At 43.4% G+C, this 23,836-nt stretch carries 18 protein-coding genes and 1 riboswitch; of the genes, 9 read left to right on the top strand and 9 right to left on the bottom strand.

Annotation, left to right across the window (positions count from 1 at the left end; translation table 11 throughout):
• The first annotated feature begins 141 nt into the window (after positions 1–141).
• Positions 142–1,686 carry a family 10 glycosylhydrolase gene (locus QZ407_RS13575; protein WP_295771993.1) on the top strand — a complete coding sequence of 515 codons (1,545 nt, stop codon included), beginning with the start codon at positions 142–144 and terminating at the stop codon, positions 1,684–1,686.
• Here the strand turns inward: QZ407_RS13575 and QZ407_RS13570 are convergent.
• Both QZ407_RS13570 and gcvP read right to left on the bottom strand, forming a co-directional pair.
• A complete protein-coding gene (locus QZ407_RS13570) occupies positions 1,683–2,432 on the bottom strand; it encodes an SDR family oxidoreductase (protein WP_295771991.1) in 750 nt (249 codons plus the stop codon). The two genes, QZ407_RS13575 and QZ407_RS13570, sit on opposite strands and share 4 nt — an antisense overlap.
• 407 nt (positions 2,433–2,839) lie before the next feature.
• Positions 2,840–5,749 (bottom strand): aminomethyl-transferring glycine dehydrogenase, encoded by a 2,910-nt coding sequence (gcvP, locus tag QZ407_RS13565; RefSeq protein WP_295771989.1) that lies wholly within the window; start codon positions 5,747–5,749, stop codon positions 2,840–2,842.
• A 163-nt stretch (positions 5,750–5,912) separates the two neighbouring features.
• On the opposite strand from gcvP, the gene QZ407_RS13560 reads away from it, so the two are divergent.
• The 3 genes from QZ407_RS13560 to QZ407_RS13550 all read left to right on the top strand — a co-directional run bounded on the left by QZ407_RS13560 (position 5,913) and on the right by QZ407_RS13550 (position 10,423).
• Positions 5,913–7,526: a DUF5672 family protein gene (locus tag QZ407_RS13560; RefSeq protein WP_295771987.1), complete on the top strand. Its 1,614-nt coding sequence runs from the start codon at positions 5,913–5,915 to the stop codon at positions 7,524–7,526.
• A gap of 102 nt (positions 7,527–7,628) precedes the next feature.
• Positions 7,629–9,473 carry an ABC transporter ATP-binding protein gene (locus QZ407_RS13555; protein WP_295771985.1) on the top strand — a complete coding sequence of 615 codons (1,845 nt, stop codon included), beginning with the start codon at positions 7,629–7,631 and terminating at the stop codon, positions 9,471–9,473.
• On the top strand, positions 9,473–10,423 hold the full coding sequence (locus QZ407_RS13550) for a nucleotide-diphospho-sugar transferase (protein ID WP_295771983.1): 951 nt from the start codon (positions 9,473–9,475) through the stop codon (positions 10,421–10,423). Before QZ407_RS13555 ends, QZ407_RS13550 begins: the two co-directional genes overlap by 1 nt.
• A gap of 56 nt (positions 10,424–10,479) precedes the next feature.
• On the opposite strand, the gene QZ407_RS13545 is transcribed toward QZ407_RS13550, so the two are convergent.
• Positions 10,480–11,124 (bottom strand): porin family protein, encoded by a 645-nt coding sequence (locus QZ407_RS13545; protein ID WP_295771981.1) that lies wholly within the window; start codon positions 11,122–11,124, stop codon positions 10,480–10,482.
• A gap of 159 nt (positions 11,125–11,283) precedes the next feature.
• On the opposite strand from QZ407_RS13545, the gene QZ407_RS13540 reads away from it, so the two are divergent.
• The 4 genes from QZ407_RS13540 (at position 11,284) to QZ407_RS13525 (ending at position 17,601) form a co-directional block, all read left to right on the top strand.
• Positions 11,284–13,017, top strand: a complete 1,734-nt coding sequence (locus QZ407_RS13540) for a glycoside hydrolase family 3 N-terminal domain-containing protein (protein ID WP_295771979.1) — start codon at positions 11,284–11,286, stop codon at positions 13,015–13,017.
• A gap of 78 nt (positions 13,018–13,095) precedes the next feature.
• Positions 13,096–13,260, top strand: a riboswitch (TPP riboswitch).
• A gap of 65 nt (positions 13,261–13,325) precedes the next feature.
• Entirely contained in the window at positions 13,326–15,821 is a 2,496-nt protein-coding gene (locus QZ407_RS13535) for a TonB-dependent receptor (protein ID WP_295771977.1), read from the top strand.
• Between the two features lie 50 nt (positions 15,822–15,871).
• Positions 15,872–16,495, top strand: a complete 624-nt coding sequence (pnuC, locus tag QZ407_RS13530) for a nicotinamide riboside transporter PnuC (RefSeq protein ID WP_295771976.1) — start codon at positions 15,872–15,874, stop codon at positions 16,493–16,495.
• Complete coding sequence (locus tag QZ407_RS13525; RefSeq protein ID WP_295771974.1) at positions 16,492–17,601, top strand: acyl-CoA dehydrogenase family protein; 1,110 nt, start codon at positions 16,492–16,494, stop codon at positions 17,599–17,601. Before pnuC ends, QZ407_RS13525 begins: the two co-directional genes overlap by 4 nt.
• Positions 17,602–17,624: 23 nt before the next feature.
• Here QZ407_RS13525 and QZ407_RS13520 read toward each other — a convergent pair whose 3' ends face one another.
• The gene (locus QZ407_RS13520) at positions 17,625–18,077 is read right to left on the bottom strand and encodes an FKBP-type peptidyl-prolyl cis-trans isomerase (RefSeq protein ID WP_295771973.1); all 453 of its coding nucleotides are present in this window, start codon (positions 18,075–18,077) and stop codon (positions 17,625–17,627) included.
• 195 nt (positions 18,078–18,272) lie between these two features.
• Complete coding sequence (gene aspS, locus QZ407_RS13515; RefSeq protein ID WP_295771971.1) at positions 18,273–20,018, bottom strand: aspartate--tRNA ligase; 1,746 nt, start codon at positions 20,016–20,018, stop codon at positions 18,273–18,275.
• A 334-nt stretch (positions 20,019–20,352) separates the two neighbouring features.
• Here aspS and QZ407_RS13510 point away from each other — a divergent pair, with 334 nt between their 5' ends.
• The gene (locus QZ407_RS13510; protein WP_295771969.1) at positions 20,353–20,718 is read left to right on the top strand and encodes a DUF2809 domain-containing protein; all 366 of its coding nucleotides are present in this window, start codon (positions 20,353–20,355) and stop codon (positions 20,716–20,718) included.
• On the opposite strand, the gene QZ407_RS13505 is transcribed toward QZ407_RS13510, so the two are convergent.
• The 4 genes from QZ407_RS13505 to QZ407_RS13490 form a co-directional block, all read right to left on the bottom strand.
• Positions 20,719–21,108, bottom strand: coding sequence for a hypothetical protein (locus QZ407_RS13505; RefSeq protein WP_295771965.1), 390 nt, complete (start codon positions 21,106–21,108; stop codon positions 20,719–20,721).
• 82 nt (positions 21,109–21,190) lie between these two features.
• Positions 21,191–22,672, bottom strand: coding sequence for a 23S rRNA (uracil(1939)-C(5))-methyltransferase RlmD (rlmD, locus tag QZ407_RS13500; RefSeq protein WP_295771963.1), 1,482 nt, complete (start codon positions 22,670–22,672; stop codon positions 21,191–21,193).
• Positions 22,673–22,780: 108 nt separating this feature from the next.
• Complete coding sequence (locus tag QZ407_RS13495; RefSeq protein WP_295771961.1) at positions 22,781–23,083, bottom strand: transcriptional regulator; 303 nt, start codon at positions 23,081–23,083, stop codon at positions 22,781–22,783.
• Positions 23,080–23,739 carry a hypothetical protein gene (locus tag QZ407_RS13490; RefSeq protein WP_295771959.1) on the bottom strand — a complete coding sequence of 220 codons (660 nt, stop codon included), beginning with the start codon at positions 23,737–23,739 and terminating at the stop codon, positions 23,080–23,082. Before QZ407_RS13490 ends, QZ407_RS13495 begins: the two co-directional genes overlap by 4 nt.
• Between the last annotated feature and the right edge of the window lie 97 nt (positions 23,740–23,836).

Genomic DNA, 23,836 nt, shown 5'->3' with positions numbered 1-23,836 from the left:
AACAGGTTAGGCAGATGGCGCTAAAAATAGTTACTCTTGAACCAAAAAACAAAACTTGCCTGTATTTTAACGGCTATACTAAACTACCTTAAGGGGAGTTATGTATCTTTGCCCCCCGTGAAAATTAGTGATTTGCTGCCTATGATTAAAAGATTTGTGCTGGTGATGGCCGCATGGCTTTGTTGCTTGCAGGTGCAGGCTCAGATAGATACTATTAAACAACGTTACCCTACATCAAAACGCGAGTTTAGAGGAGTTTGGGTGGCCACTGTAACCAATATTGACTGGCCGAGTACACCCCGCCTGCCTGCCGAAAGGCAGAAGGCCGAAATGCTTAACATTTTAAATTATCATGAGCAGGCCGGTATAAATGCTGTAATGTTTCAGGTTAGGCCTGCTGCCGATGCCTTTTATGCCAAGGGGCGCGAGCCATGGTCAAAGTGGTTAAGCGGGCAGCAGGGCGTGGCTCCATCTGAATTTTATGATCCGCTTGAGTTCGCGGTTAATGAGGCTCACAAGCGTAATATGGAGCTGCATGCATGGTTTAACCCTTACCGTGCAACCATGGATAATAACCCTAACAGCGTGAGTACACAGCACGTTACCCGTATACATCCCGACTGGTTTATTACTTACGGAGGCAAAAAACTATTTAACCCAGGCCTGCCCGATGTACGCGAGTATATTATACAAGTTATACTCGATGTGGTGAAGAACTACGACGTTGATGGCATACACATGGACGATTATTTTTATCCATACCCTATTGCCGGGCAGCGTATAAATGACCAGGAGGCCTGGAAGAAATATGGCGAAGCAGAGTGGGAAGATATTAAAGACTGGCGCCGTAATAATGTTGACACGCTGATTCAAGCACTTTCAGACAGTATACACAAATACAAGCCGCACATGAAATTTGGCATTAGCCCGTTTGGTATATGGAAAAATGCTGGCCAGGATGAGGAAGGTTCTGAAACCAACGGCGGATCATCGTACTACGAGCAGTTTGCCGATACCCGCAGATGGGTTGAAGAAGGCTGGGTTGATTATATAAACCCACAAATATACTGGCACTTTGGCAACAGGGCTGCAGCTTTTGAGAAGCTGACCGACTGGTGGAGCAATAACAGCTTTAACAGGCACCTGTATGTTGGCATGGCTGCGTATAGGATAGGCGAAGTTCGAAACAGCGGTTTTAAAAACCCGGCGCAGATACCTTCGCAAATACGTTATTTACGCAATAACCCCCGTGTACAAGGAAGTGTGTATTTTAGTTCGGCCTCGTTAAGACGAAACTACGGCGGGTTAAATGATTCGCTCAAAAATAATTATTACAAAACGCCAGCACTGCCGCCGGTAATGCTTTGGCTTGATTCAATTGCGCCTAACGCACCAAGGCTGCTATCAGTTGGGGCAACGCAAAAGGGCTTTTTGTTAAGTTGGCAAACGCCGTTATTAGCTAAAGATAAGGAGCTGGTGTACGGCTATGTAGTTTACCGCTTTTACGAAGGTGAAAAATTGAATACAGCTGATCCGTCGCGTATAATACATATTCAGTACGGCCCTATAAATAGTTACGAAGACACAACAGCCGAGCGTGGAAAGCGATACGTTTATATGGTTACGGCAATTGATCGTTTAAAGAACGAGAGCGACCCGGTAGGCATACCGGCTTACAGCCGTTAACTGTTCATAACAGCGCCGCAATTTATATCGAGCGTTTGGCCGGTTATGCTGTTCTGACTTAGCAGATAAGCAGCTAAACCAGCTACTTCTTCGGGCTGGCTCATGCGCTTTAATGGCACGCTTTGCATGGCAATATCATAAAACTCATCTTTGGTAACACCAATGTTATCTGCTATTCCCTGCATGCCGGTTTGAGACATTTCCGTATCAACCCAGCCCGGGCAAATGGCATTAACCAGTATTTGTTCAGGAGCATATTGAACTGCCCATGAGCGCATCAATCCCAGCAAACCAGCTTTAGAGGCGCAATAGGCCGAGTAGTTAGCCACACCCAAACGCGCCAATACCGACGAAGTTATTACAATATGTTTGGTTGTTGAAGCTTTGCGTAAGTTTGGCAAAAAAGTATTTACAAAATTATATGTGCCGGTAAGGTTAGTGGCAATAATATCATCCCAGCGGTCGGCGTCGCCCCAGTAGTTTTCGCCCCCTATGCCGGCGTTGGCCAGCAGGCCGTTAATAGGGGTGCCTTTTAGTTCGGTAGCCGCGTTTTTGAGGCTATCTGAATTGCGTACATCAGCAACCACTATGCGATGACCGGTTCCATTTAAACTTCCAAGCGTTTGAATTAAAGCATCAATACTGCGGCCCAATAAAATACACTGGTTACCTGCATTTGCCAGGTTTTGTGCCATAGCCCGGCCAATGCCGCTGCCTGCTCCGCTAATTATGTAGGTGTATGCCATACAGCAAAAGTAAATGTTAAATTGAATTTTAGGTTTGGTTTATGGGGGCAGTACTTTATATGAAAAATTATGCCCCCATAGGTAGATTATTACTGAATGAAAAAACGGGGGTTGTAGAGGTGATATTGTTTGGGGGAATTTGATTTTGGTTAATGTGTTGATTGTCTTAATAATAATTTCAAACACATCAATATGTAATTGCGATTTGCCTAAGGCAGACAATTAATCTCCGTATGCAAGGTTCGAACGCGAGGAGATTGCCACGTCGCTCTCACGCACATTTCCGTCTGCTCATTGCAAAGACATGTTGGTGGTAGAATAAAAAAGAGGCTGTCTCGTAATTATGAGACAGCCTCTTTTTTATTCTGAAAATTATAGAATTCAGTAACTTCTGATTCAGACAATTATCACGTACCGTACTCCGGTGTAGTTACTTCGCTTTCTTCAAACTCATACTCGGTTAACGGAGGGCATGAGCAAATAAGCGTACGGTCGCCGTAAGTATCGTTTACGCGACCTACTGACGGCCAGAATTTGTAATCGGCTACGTAAGGCAGCGGGAATGCTGCTTTTTGACGGCTGTACGGATGGCTCCACTCGTTGCCGGTAATTACGGCTGCGGTGTGAGGCGCATTTTTAAGCGGATTGTCGGTTTTGTCTAACGTGCCTTTTTCAACTTCCTCAATTTCATTACGGATGGCAATCATGGCATCGCAAAAACGGTCAAGCTCGTGCTTAGGTTCTGATTCGGTAGGCTCCACCATAACCGTTCCCGCTACCGGGAACGATACAGTTGGCGCATGAAAACCGTAATCCATCAGGCGTTTGGCAATGTCGGTTACCTCAATGCCAAAGTTTTTAAATGCGCGGCAATCTAAAATCATCTCGTGTGCGCAGCGTCCCTGTGTCCCGGTGTATAATACAGGGTAGTGCTGCTCTAAACGAGTTTTAATGTAGTTGGCATTTAAAATGGCATATTTGGTAGCGTTAGTTAAGCCTTCGCCGCCCATCATAGCAATGTAGGCATGCGAAATAATCAGGATAGAGGCCGAACCCCATGGCGCTGCCGAAACAGCAGGGATTGATTTACCCTGATCGATATTAACTACCGCATGACCGGGCAGGTAAGGTACCAGGTGCTTGGCTACACCAATTGGGCCCATACCAGGACCGCCGCCGCCGTGCGGAATACAGAATGTTTTATGTAAGTTAAGGTGGCAAACATCAGCACCAATGGTAGCCGGACTGGTTAAACCTACCTGTGCATTCATGTTGGCGCCGTCCATATAAACCTGGCCGCCGTTAGCATGAATAATTTCGCAAACCTCAATGATCGACTCCTCAAACACACCGTGGGTTGACGGGTAAGTTACCATCAAGCAGCTCAGCTCGTTTTTGTACTGCTCAGCTTTAGCTTTAAGGTCTGCTACGTCAATGTTGCCGTTCTCGTCGCATCTTACCACTACTATCTTCATACCTGCCATAGCAGCCGACGCAGGGTTGGTACCGTGTGCTGATGAAGGAATTAAGGCAATATTACGGTGATCATCACCACGATCTAAATGATAAGCACGGATAACCATCAGGCCGGCGTATTCGCCTTGTGCTCCGGCATTTGGCTGTAAGCTCATGGCGGCGAAGCCGGTTATTTCGCTTAACCATTTATTCAGCTCATCAAATATTTGCATGTAGCCGCCGGTTTGGTCGGCAGGGGCAAACGGGTGCATTTTACCAAGCTCAGGCCATGTTACCGGTATCATTTCGGTGGTGGCGTTTAATTTCATGGTACACGATCCCAACGCAATCATGGAATGGCAAAGTGAAAGATCTTTAGCCTCCAATGATTTGATGTAACGCAACATCTCATGCTCTGAATGATGCGAGTTGAATATTTTGTGGGTTAAAAACTCCGACTGACGTTGCAAGTTAGCAGGAATAACCGTTTCAAGGTTAGCTTTGAGCTCATCAAAATTCACATCGTTCAAGGTTTTGCCTTTTACTTTGGCAAAAAAGCGAATAATGGTTTTGATATCTTCCGGTGAAGTTGTTTCATCTAAAGCGATGCTTGCAGTTGAACCATTGTAATGCAGGTTCATTTCGTTGTTCAATGCTTCAGAATGTATCGGGCCAGCCAATACACCTAACTCAAACTTAACCGTATCAAAGTATGATGAGTTTAATTGCTCGTAACCTAACTCGCCTAATGCTTTAGCCAATAAAATAGCTAATCCATGTATACGCTGGGCAATCAGGGTTAAGCCTTTGGGGCCGTGGTATACGCCATACATACCGGCCATAATGGCCAGCAATGCCTGCGCGGTACAAATGTTAGAGGTTGCTTTATCACGGCGGATGTGCTGCTCGCGGGTTTGCAAGGCCATACGCAGTGCGTAGTTGCCTGCGCTATCAATGGTTACACCAATAATGCGGCCTGGCATCGAGCGTTTATATTCTTCTTTAGTGGCAAAAAATGCAGCATGCGGTCCACCAAAACCCATAGGCACACCAAAACGCTGGCTGGTACCTACCACAATGTCGGCGCCCCACTCGCCCGGAGGCGTTAACAGTACAAGGCTCATTAAATCGGCCACTACAGTTAGCTTAATATTTTTAGCGTGAGCAGCGGCAGCGAAATCGGCATAGTTGTAAACCTGGCCGTCTTTTGCAGGGTATTGCACAATGGCGCCAAACATATCGTCGGTTAGTTCAACCGTACGGTGATCGCCAATTACCAGCTCAATGCCGTAAGGCTGCGAGCGGGTTTTTAAAATATCTATGGTTTGCGGGAATACTTCGTCAGATACAAAAAAGGTGTTTGCCTTTTGGTTTTTACGCAGCGAGTACTGCATAAACATAGCCTCAGCAGCAGCGGTGCCTTCGTCAAGCAGCGATGCATTGGCAATTTCCATACCGGTAAGGTCTAATACCATGGTTTGGAAATTTAACAATGCCTGCAAACGGCCTTGTGCAATTTCGGCCTGGTAAGGCGTGTATTGCGTGTACCATCCCGGGTTCTCTAAAATATTACGCTGAATTACGCCCGGAACAATCACATCATAATAACCCTGACCAATGTATGATTTGAAAACCTTGTTTTTAGAAGCGGTTTGCTTCAGCGTGTTCAGGTAATCAAACTCGCTTTTGGCAGCCGGTAAATTTAGCGGGTTTTTTAAGCGGATTTTTTGCGGGACAGTTTGACCGATAAGCTCATCTAACGATGCGGCACCTACTGTTTTCAACATTTTGGCCGTATCGGTTTCATTGGGAGCAATGTGCCTGGCCTGGAATTTCTCCTGATAATCAATATTTAATTTCATGGATCGGGAAGCCCTTTTTTGTTTGCCGCAAAGGTATGCTTTTAACGCCTCATTAACAATGAGTAAACAAATAGTGACACTATTTTGGCTTTGCTTTAAAAGGCAACCCTGCAAATAATATTTTGTTTGGCTATGCACGCTTAAGCAATTACCTTTACACCATTTGAAGAAAGTAGCTGTTGTTATACCATTTTACCGCGAGCTTATTACTGAGCATGAGGCAATTGCTTTGCAGCAATGCCAAAAGCTGTTATCGGACCATCCTATAATTGCCATTAAGCCTTACTGGCTAACGCTACCCAAAAAAGCAGGCATTGTAAACTTTACTGAAGTAAAGAATTTTGATGACCAATACTTCACCGGCTCGTTAGGGTATAACCGGCTCATGCTCTCCTCTGAATTTTATGAGCAGTTTTTAAGTTATGAGTACATCTTAATTTATCAGCTGGATGCTTTTGTTTTTAGTGATCAGCTGTTATACTGGTGCAACCAGGGCTTTGATTACATTGGTTCGCCATGGCTTCGTAATATTGGGCATGTTGACTTTATAAAGGCATTAAAGTCGCGCTGGCAATATTATTATCATACCCGGTATGATTTGCAAAAAAATGGGGTGCCCAGTGCAAAACAATTCGAAAACAGAGTAGGGAACGGAGGTTTTTCGTTACGCCGCGTTAAAAAGTTTTTACAGGTAACTGAAACTCGAAGAGCTGACATTGATCGTTATCTGAATCTTGTAGCCCAAAAGATATACGAATATAGTGAAGATGCTTTCTGGAGTATTGAAGTTAACCGCAAAAGCAGATTTCTTAATATTCCTGATTATAAAACGGCTGTTTCATTTGGATGGGAAACACAGCTTGAACGCGCACGCGAACTAAATAACGGCCAGTTGCCTTTTGGTTGCCATGCGTGGGACAGAAATATTGATTTTTGGGCACCGTTGTTTGATGAGTTTGGCTATGAATTATTGCCTAAAAAACTTGTAAGCAACTTTGCAGCTGAAACAGCTTTTGATATCAAGTACTTGTACCGAATATCTGACGGAAGCAACCCTAAAAACAAGCTGCAAACCGCAACCAAATTACATTGTCTTCAAAACTTCATTGAAATTTTTAAGCATAATATTTACGTATTTGCCGATAATTGCAGCGAAGCCACGCTTGCAGCTATTCGTAATTTAGGAGTTGAGCCGGTTGAAATTGCTTTAGGCAATTCAAAATCATGGCGTTTTGTGGTTGAGAGCGCTATCAAAAATTTTGAAGATGAATCGTATGTCTACCTGGTAGAAGATGATTACCTGCATTTGCCCGGTTCAGATAGAGCCCTACAGGAGGGGCTTGCTATAGCTGATTACGTAACACTGTATGATCATCCTGATAAGTATGGCAACCCGGTTGCAGGTGTTACCGAATTTACCGAAGCTGAAAGTCATGTGCTTTTAACCTCCTCAACCCACTGGAAAACGGTTAGCTCCACAACCATGACCTTCGCCGCCAAAGTAAAAACGCTTAAAGAGGATAAAGATATCTGGTGGCATTTTACGGAAGGCAAAATACCTAATGATCATTATGCTTTTTTAAAATTGATGCACAAAAATAGTGAGCCGCCCAAAAAACTGTTTAAAAAATTAAAGGCGTCCTTAGTTCCTGCTAAAGCATCAAATCCTAAGCGAGTGCTCATTAGCTCCATACCCGGTTTTTCAACTCATGCCGAAACAGAGTGGCTTAGCCCTGTTACAGCATGGTACAATATTAAAGCCTGGAGCGAGGTTTAAGTAAAGGATTCCCTATCTCTTAAAATGTGCACTATTAGTTAAAAGGCACCTGAAACCAAGTGCCATATAATTTACCTAATTTTGCAGGCTTATATATTTTAAATGAAAACGTACTTCAGGTTACTTTCCTTTGCCAAACCCATTGAAAAGTTTGCCATACCCTATATTATCTTCACCATTTTTGCGGTGTTCTTTAACACGCTGAACTTAGCGCTTCTAGCTCCCTTGCTTCAAACACTATTTTCAGAAAAAGACAAATGCGGACCCGCTGCAAGTCAGGCTGTCACAAATGGTGCGCCTTCTATTCTTGATTTGAGTGCCTACTTCAATTATTATGTTGATTTAATTGTGCACCGCTATGGTGCATGGGGGGCTTTGCAGTTTGTTTGCGGTGTTATAGTAGTATCAGTAATACTTGCTAACGTGTTCAAGTATCTTGCTCAGCGCACTATGGAGAATATGCGTAACCATACATTACTGAATATCCGCCGCTCGGTTTTTAATAACGTCATGAACTTGCACCTGGGATATTTCAACAACGAGCGCAAAGGAAATATAATGGCAAAGGTAACTTCAGATGTGCAAACTGTTCAGTTTTCAGTTACAGGTACCTTGCAGGTTATTTTTAAAGAGCCACTTCAGCTCATATTTTACTTGGTAACACTTTTTGCATGGTCATTTAAACTGACAGTTTTTTCATTATTGGTAGTGCCTGTTGCTGGTTTTGTAATATCACGCATTGTAAAAAAATTGAAGGCACAGGCCGTTATGGCGCAGCAAATTTACAGCAACATGATCAGTTATCTTGATGAGGCTTTAACCGGAATTAAAATAGTTAAAGCCTTTAATGCCACTGATCATATCAAAGAAAAGTTTCATGAAGAAAACAAGCGCTACACTAAGGTAGTAAAGGCCATGGCGCGTCGGCAGCAACTGGCCTCACCGGTGTCTGAAACTATGAGTATTATAATGGTATCCGGTATTGTGTTGTATGGTGGTTATTTGGTGCTTACTCACCAGTCGGCGCTTTCCGCATCAGACTTTATTGCCTATATAGCCATTTTTTCGCAGCTCATGCGGCCCGCTAAAGCCATATCCGATTCGTTTACCACCATACATTCCGGTATTGCAGCCGGTGAACGTGTGCTGGAACTTATTGACGAAAAACCGGCCATTAACGATGCTGAAAATGCCAGCGTTATAACAGGTTTTAAAAGTGCTATAGAGTTTAACAACGTTTCTTTCGCTTATGGCGATAGGGAGGTTTTGCATAACATATCTTTCAAGGTTCCTGCAGGGAAAACGGTAGCATTGGTAGGGCCGTCTGGCGGGGGTAAGTCAACCATTATGGATTTGATACCCCGATTTACTGATGTTAAAAGCGGTGAGATATTGGTTGACGGGGAAAACATCAAGCAAATCACAATGGAATCATTGCGTGCTTTATTAGGTGTGGTTAACCAGGAATCGATATTGTTTAATGATACAATATTCAACAACATTGCATTTGGCAAGCCCGGGGCATCGGCCGAGCAGGTTGAAGCTGCGGCGCGCATTGCTAACGCGCACGAATTCATAATGAATACCGAGGAGGGCTATCAAACCTCCATTGGCGACAGGGGAACAAAACTATCGGGCGGACAAAAACAGCGTATATGTATTGCCCGTGCTGTTTTAAGCAACCCGCCTGTAATGCTGCTTGATGAGGCAACCTCTGCACTTGATACCGAATCGGAAAAGTTAGTACAGGAAGCACTTAACAACCTGATGAAAGATCGTACCTCGGTTATTATTGCGCATAGACTAAGCACTATACAAAATGCCGATATAATTATAGTTATCGAGAGCGGAAATGTTGCCGAGCAGGGTACCCACTATGAACTGCTTCAAAAAAACGGATTATACAAGCGCCTTATTGATATGCAAACCTTTCAAACCGAAGGCTGATGACAAGCACAGCAACTTATCAAACACAATCAGCCGTGTTGTTTATTGTATTTAACCGGCCCCACACCACAAGGCAAGTGTTTGAACAAATAAGGAATGCCAGGCCGCCGCGTCTGTATGTTGCTGCTGATGGCCCCAGGAACAACAAGCCTGAAGAGGAAGCTCTTTGTAAACAAGTGCGCCAAATTACTGATGAAATTAACTGGCCGTGCGAAGTAGAAACACTTTACAGCGAGAGTAATTTAGGTTGTAAAGAAGCAGTATCAACAGCCATAACCTGGTTTTTTGAAAATGAAGCCGAAGGCATTATTTTAGAAGACGACTGTTTACCGGCAAACGATTTTTTTAAGTTTTGCGATGTAATGCTCGATAAATACCGGCACGACACGCGGATAAGACATATAGGGGGCAGTAACTTGCAAAAAGGCCGCAATTGGGGTAACGGGGCCTACTATTACTCTAATTTAACTCATGTATGGGGTTGGGCTGGTTGGCGCCGGGTTTGGCAGGAGTATGATAAAAACCTTACCCGCTATGATGATGCTTTGGTGAGGCAGCAACTGGCCAACATATTTGACGATCATTTAATACTTGATAGCTGGGAAGTGATATTTAAGGAGGTAAAAGCAGGGCGTATTGATACCTGGGATTACCAGCTTACCTTTCTCAACTTTTTTAACAACGGGCTTTCGGTTATTCCTAACGTTAATTTAATTAGTAACATTGGTTACGGGCAGGGTGCAACGCATACGGCCGATACTGCAAATGATTTCGCGAACACGCCTTTGCAGTCTTTACCAGATGAAATAGTACATCCTGATTTTATACTTCCTCAAAAACAGGCAGATTTATTTACGCTAAGCCACGAATTTGATCTTGAAGCCCGGCACCGCAAATATAATAAGCGTAGCAAGCGCTTTAAACGGTGGTTGAAGAGTATATTGAAATAAAAAAAAGGCCGCCCGGAAAACCGGACGACCCAATTGATGAATTAAAACAGGAACGGCTAAAACTTAAATCCTAAACCCACTTGCCAAACCTGGTTCCTGTAGTCTGGCACACCCGATGTGCCGTTGGGGTTATTCTCTTGAAAATCTATAGTGTAGCGGCCTCTCAGCTCAACATTGCGGTTTAAATCTAACGCTACGCCTACAACGCCGCCAACAAACGTTTTATCGCCATTGTAAGTGTACTTGCTTTGTTGTATTACGTCAAACCCGTCATAATAGGTGTTGCGTGTATTCATTAAAAAGGAAACCTGCGGACCAACAACTACATTAAATGATGGTGCTAACCTCAGCTTTGCCAAAATAGGAACGTCAATAAAATTGGCGCGCTGGGCAAAATCGCCGTATATGGTATTAGCCCTATAGCCTTTTTGCGAGTACAAAATTTCGGGTTGAAAAGATAGCGGGTAAACAATGGGTATATCAATGTACAAACCAAAATTTGCGCCTAACTTGGTATCGGTACTAAAGTCAGAGTTGCGTGAACTTACAGTATTAGCAATGTTTAAGCCACCGGTAAGACCAACGCGGGGTTGGTAAAAATCATCAGACGAACGCTGCTTTCTGTAACCCCGGCGCTGGGCATCGGCCGTACCGGCTATGAGCAGTACAAAGGCAGCGGCAAAAAATATCTTTTTCATCATTGTGTTAGTTTTTATTCATATGCAATGATTTATAGATGCTTAAAATGCGGCTTGGTTTATTGCAGGTTGTGAAAATATTTTTTGAGTTAGCTAAACATTGCTGCTTTTTAGCGTTAATGATGTGCAGGTTATTTATTTTTGACCTAACAAACAGGCACGATGATACCCAAAGTACGACTTATTTTTACAAGCCTATCCCTGCTGCTAACCGGTAATGTTATAGCACAGCAGCAACAGCCCGATTATATATCTTCATTAAATGCGTCCAACCATTGGGTTGACTCTGTTTTTAAAAAGCTCAACCGCAAGCATAAGGTATCGCAGTTGTTTTTCATACGTGCTCACACTAATAAAGGAAAAGCTTATTCTGATTCGGTTGCAAGGGTAATTAAAAAGGAGCAACCCGGCGGCATCGTATTTTTTCAGGGCGGGCCGGTAAGGCAGGCAGCGCTGACTAACGAGTATCAAAAACTATCGCCCATACCATTGCTGGTAGCCATGGACGGCGAGTGGGGTTTGGGTATGCGTTTAGACTCTACTACCTCATACCCTTACCAAATGACACTTGGTGCCATACAGGATGAAAAACTCATAAAGCAAATGGGCCGCGAAATTGCGTATGATTTCAAACGCCTGGGCTTGCATATAAATTTTGCTCCTGTTGTTGATGTTAACAATAACCCTAATAACCCGGTAATAAACTATCGCTCTTTTGGCGATGATAAGTACAAGGTATCCATGCGGTCTATTGCTTACATGCAGGGAATGCAAGATGCTGGTTTGTTAACATCTGCCAAGCATTTTCCGGGACATGGCGATACTGAGGTTGATTCACACTATGATTTGCCCCTGCTCAATTTCAGTAAACAGCGTTTAGACAGCCTTGAAGAATATCCTTTTAAACAAGCTATTGAAGCAGGTATAAGCGGTGTAATGGTGGCGCATATGAGCATCCCGGCTTTAGATGCTACCAAGAATCTTCCATCATCATTATCAAAACCTATTGTTACCGGCCTGTTGCGTGACAGCCTCGGCTTTAAAGGACTGATATACTCTGATGCCATGGAGATGAAAGGTGTAGTAAAATACTTTCCTGATGGTGAGGCTGATTTAAGGGCATTTATGGCTGGCAATGATGTAATTGAGTTATCACAAAACTCTTGTAGAGCTATAAGGAAAATAAAACGTGCTGTAAGGCATGGCGATATTAAGGAGGAAGAACTTGATGCCAAGGTTAAAAAGGTTTTGGCAGCTAAATACTTTGCCGGGCTGGCTACTTACAAACCTGCCGATTTAAATAATATACCACAAGACCTGAACCGCAATGATGCCAAAGATCTGGTTCAGCAACTGAGTGATGCGGCCGTAACGTTATTGCAGGATAACGTTTTGCAATTGTACAGCCCTTACCAGCGTACTGCGCTCATTAGTATCGGGTCTGGTTCCAAAACAGTTTATCAGCAGCAGTTGGCCCAAACGTATCTTAACAACGTACAGTTCAACCTCGAAAAAAATGCATCGGCTGCCCAGGTAAATAAACTTTTAAGTGATGTTAGAGGATTTACTCAAATAATAATTGGGGTGCATGATAACCGCCTGCGGCCGCAAAGTAAGCTTGATTTTGGTACCGATGTGAAAAACGGAATTGTACAACTGGCAGCTTACCCAAACTCAGTTTTAAGTGTTTTTGCTAACCCATACACTTTAGGTACGTTGCCGGGTATTGAAAAAGCAGGTGCCTTATTGGCGTGCTATCAAAAGGATGATGGCATGCAGCGTGCCGCTACAAAAGTTATAACCAGGCAAATAACTGCAGCCGGAAGGTTGCCCGTAACAGTTAATACATTTTTTATTAACGGAAGCGGAATAACAAATGCCCGCCCGGCCATGTAATTGTTAATTTGCTAAAAAGTGAACGCAAAAATTGCATTGCTGATCACAAAGACTATATTTGCCTCATAATTTCTTAAGGGGTGCCTTGCTTTGAGCAATCAAACTGAAAGACAGGCTGAGATCATACCCAAACTCTCCGGATACTTTAAGGGGTAGCGCAAAAGCGTTCTCCCGGCAAATAAACCGCGAAGAGTTGCACCTGATCCGGGTAATGCCGGCGTAGGGACGAGGTAAAATGTTAAGTGTACTGCACGTAATTTACACCCTTAACGGGCAGATGGTTTAACGCGTTTTGTGTTCACAAAAATTTGAAAAATTTATTTTTGGCATTTGTTGCCCTTCTGCTGCCCGTTATTGCTGCAGCCCAGTTTTCCGTATCCGGAAAAATCACCAATGAGCTTACCGGTAAGCCTTTAGCCGGTGCCACTGTTATTTTACAGAGCTTACAAGCCAAACCCAGTGCCGTTACCGGTGCTAATGGCAATTATGAATTTAAGGAGCTAAAAGCAGGTGATTATGCGCTTAAAGTTAGTTACGTTGGCTACATGGCTATAAATAAAACGTTTAGCTTGAGTGGTGATGTTAACATCAATATAGCGCTTGTACCGGCAGATTTTATTGCTGATGAAGTAACGGTAATAGCCACCCGGGCGTCAGCCAAATCGCCCACGGCATTCACCAACTTAAAAAAGGCCGATATACAAAAAAACAACCTAGGGCAGGATTTACCTTACCTGCTTAACCAAACCCCGTCGGTAGTTACCACATCAGACGCTGGCGCTGGAGTTGGCTATACCGGTTTGCGTATTCGCGGATCAGACGGTACCCGTATCAACGTAACGGTAAACGGCATTCCGCTTAATGATGCCGAGAGTCAGGGAAGCTTCTTCGTAAATCTGCCTGATTTTGCCTCATCAGTGAACAACATCCAGATACAACGCGGTGTAGGAACATCTACTAACGGTGCAAGCGCTTTCGGAGCCAGCCTTAATATACAGACAACAACCCGCCAGGATAGTGCTTATGCCGAAATTAATACCTCTGCCGGCTCATATGGTACGGTTAAAAATACAGTAATGGTCGGAACCGGTTTATTGAATAACCATTTTAGTGTAGACGCCCGCCTGTCACGCATCGCATCTGATGGTTATATTGACCGTGCAGCATCAAACTTGAAATCATATTATTTAAGTGGTGCTTACTACGGCAAATCAACCACAGTGCGTGCCAATGTTTTTGCCGGCCGCGAGCGCACTTACCAGGCCTGGAACGGTATACCCGACTATATAATCGGCGATCCGGCTTACGCTGCTTCAATAGGGGTGAAAGATGTACGCCGTTATAACGAACTGGGACAAATTTCGGGAGATGACTACAGTAAAGCGTTATTTTATAAAGATCAGGTAGATAATTATCAGCAAAACCATTATCAATTACTGGTTGACCAGATATTAAGTTCAAAGTTGTCATTCAGCGGAGCACTGCATTATACCAAAGGCGGTGGTTATTATGAAGAATATAAAAAAGATCAGGACCTTAAGGAAGGTTACGGTATAGAGCCCGCAATTGTGAACGGCACAAAAATTACCAATACTGATTTGGCCCGCCGTCTATGGTTAGACAATGATTTTTACGGATTGACCTACTCATTAAACTACCGCCCCGAAACCAGCACAAACTTAATTTTAGGAGGCGCTTATAATGAATACAAAGGCAATCACTTTGGTAATGTAATTTATACCGCTCAAACCGCAGGTATAACGCCCGATTTTGAATACTACCGCAATGATGCCAAGAAAACCGATTTAAACGTTTTTACACGCGGAGAATGGAACGTAGGTGAGTTTTTGCTGTATGCTGATATGCAGTACCGCCGCATCAATTACTCGTTTTTAGGTTTCGACAGAAACAGGGACAACGTGCAGCAAAATGCTGTAATGAATTTTTACAATCCTAAGGCAGGTGTAACCTATAATATAAGCAGCAGCAGTAACGTATACGCATCATTTTCGGTAGGTAACCACGAACCAAACCGTAACGACTTTACTAATTCAACTCCGCAAAGCCGCCCTAAATCTGAAAACTTAAAAGATTTCGAAGCTGGTTACCGTATTGCAGGTAAAACCTTTAGCGCGGGTGTAAACGGCTTTTATATGCTGTACAAAAATCAGCTGGTGCTAACCGGTGCACTTAATGATGTTGGCGCAAACATACGCACCAATGTTGATAACAGCTACCGCGCAGGTGTTGAGTTAGACGGCCGGGTTAACATAACACAACAACTATCGTGGGCTGCAAATGCCACATTAAGCACAAACAAAGTTAAAGATTATAAGCAAGTGTTGGGGGCAGGTAAAGGTGTGTTTGTAGAGCAGCAGTATGATAAAACAGATTTGCCGTTTTCGCCATCATTTATTGGTGGTAGCGAGATAAGCTTCCGCCCCGTTAAAGGAGCCGAAATTGCTTTACTGAGCAAAGTGGTAAGCCGTCAGTATTTTGATAACACATCAAACCAAAACCCGGTGGGTTATACCATTGATCCTGAATTGGCAGGCAACCGCTATGCTACCAACCGTTATTTGAATGGCTATTTTGTTAACGATGTAAGGCTTAGCTATAATTTTGCTGTTAAGGGCGTGAAAAATATTGGCGTTACGCTACTTGTAAACAATATATTTAGCACAAAGTATGAATCAAACGGAGCTACTTATGCAGAGGTAAGCGGTAATTACGTGTATAACTATAATTATTTCTTCCCACAGGCACCACGTAACTTTTTAGCATCCCTGAGCTTAAAATTTTAATACATATAACAAAATTCACCTTGATAAAGGAGGATTAAAGAGTAGCGACTATGCAGCACTGGATACAACTATTTATTGAGCAAATGCGGCAAACCACTTTTTGGGAGTGGCTTGCTGTGCTGCTTGGGGTAACCGAGGTGCTGCTTGCGCGAAAAAACAAGGTTTGGCTTTACCCGGCTGGTATAGGCGGTTCGGCAATTAGTATTGTGCTCTTGCTTAAGGTTGGCTTGTATGCCGAATCGGCCTTGAGTATGTACTATGTAATAATGAGTATTTACGGCTGGTATATTTGGGTACAGCGCGGTAATGAGGCACCAATGCAAGTAGCCTGGGCAACACGTAATGAGTGGCTTGTAACCATACTTATTGCAGTAGGAGGGTGGGGCTTAATTTATCTTTTGTTACATCACTTCACTACCTCAACAGTACCTGTTTGGGATGCCTTTGTATCATCAACTGCATGGGCAGGTACCTGGTTGCTGGCCCGCAGGCGTATTGAAAACTGGTTGGTGCTCAACCTGTCAAACTTGTTTGCCATACCACTTTTGTTTCATAAAAACCTTGCCTTGTTTGCTGCTTTAACCATCTTCCTGTTTATCGTGGCTATTTTTGGCTTTTTTGATTGGCAGCGTATGTACAAACAAAGGCAAGTTTTAAAAGGCTCATCTTTATGAAAAATGAACAACACCCATCGGCATTATTACAGCCCGATTGGGTAAAAATAATAAGAGCTGAGGCCTTTGCTGCCGAAGATGCCGGTATGCTTCAGCCTAAACAATTGGAGCTGATGTATGAGCAACAATGGTTAAAAATGCTGGTGCCCAAAGCATACGGCGGCCTGGAACTTGATTTACCTGCACAAATACGCATGGAAGAGGCTTTAAGCTGGGCTGATGGAAGTTTTGGATGGGTAGTTACCTTATGTGCAGGAGCATGCTGGTTTGGCGGATTTATAGATGCTGTTGCAGCCATAGAAATTTTCACCAATACAAAGGTTTGTTTAGCTGGCAGTGGCGCATCAACAGGTACTGCCCAGCGCACCAATGATGGTTTCATACTTAACGGACATTGGAAATATGCAAGCGGTGTAAAGCATGCTACACACTTTACAGCAAACTGTATAATTCAGGAAAACGGAAAGGACGTGCTACTTGCCGATGGCTCACCGTTGGTACTGTCATTTGTAATTGACGCCAATGCTGCTGCATTGGTACCCGCCTGGAAGTATATTGGAATGATGGGTACGGGCAGCCATGCTTTTACGCTTAATAACGTTGGGGTGCCCGCTAACCGAAGTTTCGAAATTACGCCCAATACTACGGTAGTTAATACCCCTTTATACCGCTATCCTTTTTTTCAACTGGCTGAGGCTACGCTTGCAGCAAATTTAGCAGGTATGGCACTGCATTTTGTTGACTTATGTGATGTGGCATTTGCAAATAAGCTTGCGGAATCAAAGCGCATGAGCGAGGGTAACAAGGTAACGTTAATGAACGACTTGCAGAAGGTTAAAGATAATTTACAAAGCCTTCGCAATGAATTTTATGAAGCGGTTGATACATCATGGTATGCAGGTTTAAGTGAGGAAATAATACCTGGCGAAATATTACAGCGTGTAAGCCGCACAAGCCGTTTGCTTGCCCATGCAGCCCGCGAAAGTGTTGATCATCTTTACCCGTACTGCGGCCTGCAGGCAGCTTCTCCTGATACGGAAATAAACCAGGTTTGGCGCGATTTACATACCGCCAGCCAGCATGCCTTACTTTCGTTTTTAGAATAGTGTTTTGTAATGCCTGGCGCAGCTTACAAAATGTCTATGATATGAACAAGGACTTTGTTTGCTGGTATAGTGCCTTTGCCCTGCGGACCATAAGCCAAAGCCGACGGTATCAGAAGCATAATTTGGCCGCCTTTATTTATTTTGGTAAGTCCAATTTGCCAGCCCTTAATCTCAGCGTTACCCACTACTGTATTTACGCTGCCTTGATAGTAGGTGGTGTTGTCAACAAACTTACCGGTATAATTAAAGTTAACCGTTGAAGAAGTATTGAAAAACGCTCCTGTCCCTGTTTTCAGTATTACATAATATAAGCCTGAAGCATCGCGCCTTCCATCAAGCGCGTTTGTAGTTAAGTATGATTGTATAACCTTCTCATCAAGCTCAGCCTGCTGCGCAGCGTACTCATCACTTGAATCTTTGCCGCAGGCACTCAACAGCAGCACTATGAAGCTGCAATACAGCATCAATGTTCTCATACTCACTCAGAAGTTAATTGGTTTATAAAAATCTTCTTTAAAAATACAATTGAATTTATATCCTTCAAAATAATTCAGGACAGTACAGCTAATAAGAGCGCCACGCTACAACTCACCCTCAAATGCAAGGCGTATAAATAACAAAAGCCGTCTTGATGGCAAGACGGCTTTCGTATTTCAATAAAATAAAAATTGTTAAACTGTGGTTTTGATATTTAGTTCTGCCATCTGCGCATCGGCAATCACGCTTGGCGAATCAATCATAACATCGCGGCCAGAGTTGTTTTTAGGGAAGGCGATCACATCACGGATAGAATCCAATCCGGCAAAAATAGAACACAACCTGTCGAAACCTAAGGCAATACCACCGTGCGGCGGCGCGCCAAACTCAAAGGCATCCAGTAAGAAACCGAATTGTTTTTGAGCTTCTTCGGGCGAAAAGCCCAGGTGTTTGAACATTAGCGATTGTACCTCGCGGTCGTGTATACGGATAGATCCGCCGCCAACTTCAATGCCGTTTATAACCATGTCATAAGCGTTAGCGCGAACTGCACCCGGCTCAGTATCCAAAAGAGCAATATCTTCGGGCTTAGGCGAGGTGAACGGGTGGTGCATGGCATGGTAACGGCCGCTTTCTTCGTCAAACTCCAGCAACGGAAAGTCAACTACCCATAACGGTGCAAATTTGTCTTTACTGCGCAGTCCTAAACGAGTACCCATCTCCAAACGCAACTCATTCATTTGCTTGCGCACCTTGTCTGTACCACCGGCTAGTATAAGCACTAAGTCGCCTGGCTGGGTTTCAAATGCTGCACTCCATTTTTGCAGCTCTTCGTCGTTATAAAATTTATCAACCGATGATTTTAAAGAGCCATCATCGTTATGACGCATGTAAATTAAGCCGGTAGCGCCAATTTGTGGGCGTTTCAACCATTCAGTTAACTCGTCAATTTGCTTGCGGGTATAAGCGGCAGCGCCTTTAGCGTTAATACCAACTACCAGTTCGGCATTGTCAAATACACCAAAGTTTTTACCTTTTACTATATCATTCAGTTCAACAAAGGACATCCCAAAACGTACGTCGGGTTTGTCTGATCCATACAAACGCATCGCATCGGCGTATTGCATACGAGGGAAATTGCCCAGCTCGATACCTTTAACGGTGTTGAACAGGTGGCGGGCCATACCCTCAAATATATTCAGAATATCTTCCTGCTCAATAAAAGAAAGCTCGCAGTCAATTTGTGTAAATTCAGGCTGGCGATCGGCACGTAAATCCTCATCGCGGAAACATTTAACAATTTGGAAATAACGGTCAAAGCCGCTCACCATTAACAGTTGTTTAAACGTTTGCGGCGACTGCGGCAACGCGTAAAACTCACCTGCGTTCATACGGCTTGGCACCACAAAGTCGCGTGCGCCCTCAGGGGTAGATTTAATTAGTACCGGAGTTTCAACTTCAATAAAGTTTTGGGCATCAAGGTAGCGGCGAATTTCCTGCGCAATTTTATGGCGCATGATAAGGTTATTACGCAGCGGGTTGCGGCGCAAATCAAGGTAACGGTACTTTGCACGCAGTTCCTCGCCACCGTCGGTTTCGTCTTCAATTAAAAACGGAGGAATTTTAGCCTCGTTCAACACTTCTAAAGCTTCAACCGCAATTTCAATATCACCTGTTGGAATTTTAGGATTTTTGTTGGTACGCTCCAGTACTTTGCCGGTAACTTTTATTACAAACTCGCGCCCTAAGCCCTTACCGGCTTCGCGCAGGTTGGCATCACTGTCTACATTCAATACCAATTGTGTTAAACCATAGCGGTCGCGCACGTCAATAAACGTGGTGCCGCCTAAATCGCGCGATTTTTGTACCCAACCGCAAAGTGTTACGGTTTGGCCTAAATTACTGATGTTTAATTCACCACAAGTATGTGTTCTGAGCATAATACCAAATGTTTGAAGTTCGCAAAAGTAATTTTTTGATTTTGGATTTGGTACTTTTTATTGCCTTGTATAAAATTTATGAAAAAACCGCGGAAGTGTAATTAGGGAGGTGGCAACTGATAATAAGCTTTAACAATGATTGCTTGCATATAGGACTTCGTTTAGTGATTGGGCGTTACCTTGAGGCCCGGGCTATCTGCAAGTCCTCACTTCGCTATGCTACGTTGTGGGCTTTTTGTTTCTATCCCTAACGCGAGTTGTTTAAAACAATACAGCTTAATTTCAAAGACTTAATATTTAGTATTTTTAAATCTGTAACCTAAGGTACTTTTAAATGCATTCAATCATTAAAACACGCTTAAAATATGCTGCCGCCATTATAGCAGTGATTGTTGTTGGTTTGCTATCAAGGCGTATTGCATTTATACCGCAGTATGTGGGCGATGCGTTGTGGGCGTTGATGATTTACCTTATTGCAAGGTTCATATTTGTTAAGGCACATATAAAACCAATAGCCATTTATAGCCTGGTTTTTTGCTTTGCCATTGAATTTAGCCAGTTATACCAGGCGCCCTGGATAAACCAAATACGCCAAACGCTGCCCGGCCGGTTAATTTTAGGCCAGGGCTTTTTATGGACTGATTTGCTGGCTTACTGTGCAGGAGTAAGTTTAGGATTGCTTGTTGATAAAAAGAAGTAATTACTCCTTACCGTACGGGAAAAATATAAAGTTGGCACCTTCAGGTACAACGGCAAATACACACATAAACTCGTGTGCATTTTTGTAATTGTCAATAAAGCGCTGTTTTAACTCCTTTTTAATAACACCTTTTTCAACAAATTCTTCAAGCGTTGAGGCGTTGATGTTCCACTCTGTGTTAAGCTCTTCCTTATTTAAAATAAGTTCGCCTAATGATACTTCATGCTGGTGTGCAATAAAAATTGGATAGGCGGAAAGCCCTTCAACCATAATTTCCACTGCTATTTCGCGGATAGATTCGCTGTATAAACGAAGGTCAATTTCAAGGCTTTTCAGCGGACTCTCGTTTTTGCGGTTGTTATTTTCGTTTAAAAGTTCTTCCGGGTTCATTGATGTTTGTTTTTAACAAGTAAACAATTTGCTATTAGCCCAACATTGCTGTGTATAGCAAGCTTAAAAGTTATGCCTTTTGTTATTCACTTTGCGGCTCTGCAGCTTCTGTTGTTGCGGCTCGTTCAGCGGCTTCAGCGTTCCTTTGCTCTTCGCTTTTTAACTCAAGCAGCACAACGTTTTCTACGTGTTGCGTATGCGGAAACATATCTACCGGCTGTATTTGTGCTATATTGTATTTCTCTTTCAATACAATTAAATCACGGGCTTGTGTGGCAGCGTTACAGCTAACATATACTATTCGTGGCGATTCAATCTCCATCAGGCGCTCCACTACATCGGCATGCATACCGGCACGTGGTGGATCAGTGATGATAACATCAGGTTTGCCGTGCTGGGCTACAAATTCGGCATTCAACACATCTTTCATATCACCAGCATAAAATTTGGTATTATGTATGTTGTTTATTGCTGAATTCACTTTGGCATCTTCAATAGCCGATGGCACGTATTCAACACCAATAACTTCGCGCACGTGCCCTGCCACAAAGTTGGCAATAGTGCCGGCACCTGTGTATAAGTCATAAACCAGTTCATTGCCTTTAAAACCGGCAAAATCGCGGGCTATTTCATACAGGCGCTTGGCTTGTATGGCATTGGTTTGGTAAAACGACTTAGGGCCGATGCGAAACTGAATGTCATCCATTTTTTCGTGGATATACTCCGGGCCTTTCCAGGCTAGTACATCCTGGTCAAAAATGGTATCGTTTTTCTTTTGGTTTAAGATGTATAATAATGACGTAATTTCAGGGAACTCCTGCTCTACGAAGCTCATAAGGCCGTTAACTTCGTCCTGGGTAGCATAGGCAAAAACCACTATGACCATTAACTCGCCGGTTACTGCCGTCCGAATAATCAGATTACGTAGTGCACCTGTGTGCTCGCGTACATCGTAAAACGTCAAACCGTGTAGTTTGGCATAGTCACGTATCTTTAAACGTATATCGTTTGATGGATCAGCCTGAAGGTAGCAGTGGTTTATATCTAAAATTTTGTCAAAACGGCCAGGAATATGAAAGCCCAGGGCATTCATATCAACAGCCTCATCGGTACGGTTTTCACCATCGTTTAACCATCGTTTGTTGCTAAAGGTATACTCCAGTTTGTTGCGGTAGTAACGGTCGGCCGGCGAACCTACAATATATTGAGCGTGGCTTACATCAACCTTAGCCAAACGGGTAAGTGCATCAGTAACCGCTTTTTGCTTAAACTGTAGTTGCGCATCATACGTCATGTGCTGCCATTTGCAGCCACCGCAGGTGCCAAAGTGCTCGCAAAAAGGCTCAGTGCGGTGCGTTGAAGGCTGTTTAAGAGCAGTAATTTTGGCTTCACCAAAATTTTTCTTTTTGCGGTAAACTTCCACATCTACCACATCGCCCGGAACGGCTTTCTCAATAAACAATACAAAATCCTCGGTTTTACCTACACCTTTGCCCTCTTCGGCAATATCAATTACCGCAACGTTTTCGAACCTTAAGTTGGGAGCCCTGTTACCTTTTCTCATCAGGCTGCAAAGGTAGGTATAAACAGCAAAACATTAAAGCTGCACGTTATTATACGGTTATGCATACCAATTACATAACCGGCTTAATGTGTTGCAGAATTTTTATGGTTAACTTTTTTGCTGTTTTATGAGTTGCTCAAGGGCATTAAGGTGGTCCTGAAATGCTTTTTTTCCTTTTGCTGATGCCTGGTAAGTAGTGTTGGGTTTGCGGCCAACAAAGCTTTTGTGTATGGTAATGTATTCCTCTTTTTCGAGTGCTTTAAGGTTTGATGCAAGGTTGCCGTCAGTAATTTCCAGCAAATCTTTTAGTGAGGTAAAGTCATAGCTTTCGTTTACCATGAGCACACTCATAATTTGTAACCTTACACGGTTCTCAAAAGCCTTATCTAGTTTACTGAAATCTACTTTCACCTATCGTATTTAAAATGCATTACGGCGCCGTAAATAATATGCAAAACACCAAATCCAAGCGCCCAAAACAGCAAGCCGTACCCGGGCATTACAGCCGCAAGCAGTGCTAAAATTATTTCGGATATGCCCAAATACTTTACGTCATTAAACGTAAAAGCACTTGCGCCAACTAGGGCCAAACCATAAAAGGCCAAACATGCCGGCGAAACAATGCCGAAGTACCCTTTTAACAGCATTACAACAATGAATGCTCCGCCGGTTAATAACGGAACCGTCATTTGAAATAACAGTGCCTTGCTTGTTTTTCCCCAAAGCTGCTGCCCTTTCTTTTTGGCATTGCGGCGGGTGAGTGCCAGGCCTGTTGTTAGTGATGCCACTAAAACCGCCAAAGCTATAAAAATCAATTGAGTGATTATAGGTGTAAAAAGAAGATCGGGAATACTGTCCTGGTCAAAAACGCCATTGGTAAGATACTCGCGCTGCCCGCCAAAGTCACCACGCGGATAAAGTATACTGTAGGCAAGCCAGGCACCTATAAGCGCATATACACCGGCCAGCACACCCGATAGGCCGCTTAAGGATATAAACTTCGACGAGCGCTCCATCATACTGCGGATGGATGCCAGGTCGTCGTGCAGTTTTTGTTCTTCTGACATTGACTAAAGTACTTTTTATTTCAAAGTAAAGAATTTGATGCTACTACTGCAAATATTTGTTTATATAATTGTAAATGCTGTTATAATACTTAGTAGA

This window comes from uncultured Mucilaginibacter sp., assembly GCF_913773635.1.
In the GTDB taxonomy this organism is placed as follows: domain Bacteria; phylum Bacteroidota; class Bacteroidia; order Sphingobacteriales; family Sphingobacteriaceae; genus Mucilaginibacter.
The sequence above is the reverse complement of the archived record's forward strand: the minus strand, read 5'-3'. Positions and strand labels throughout refer to the sequence as shown.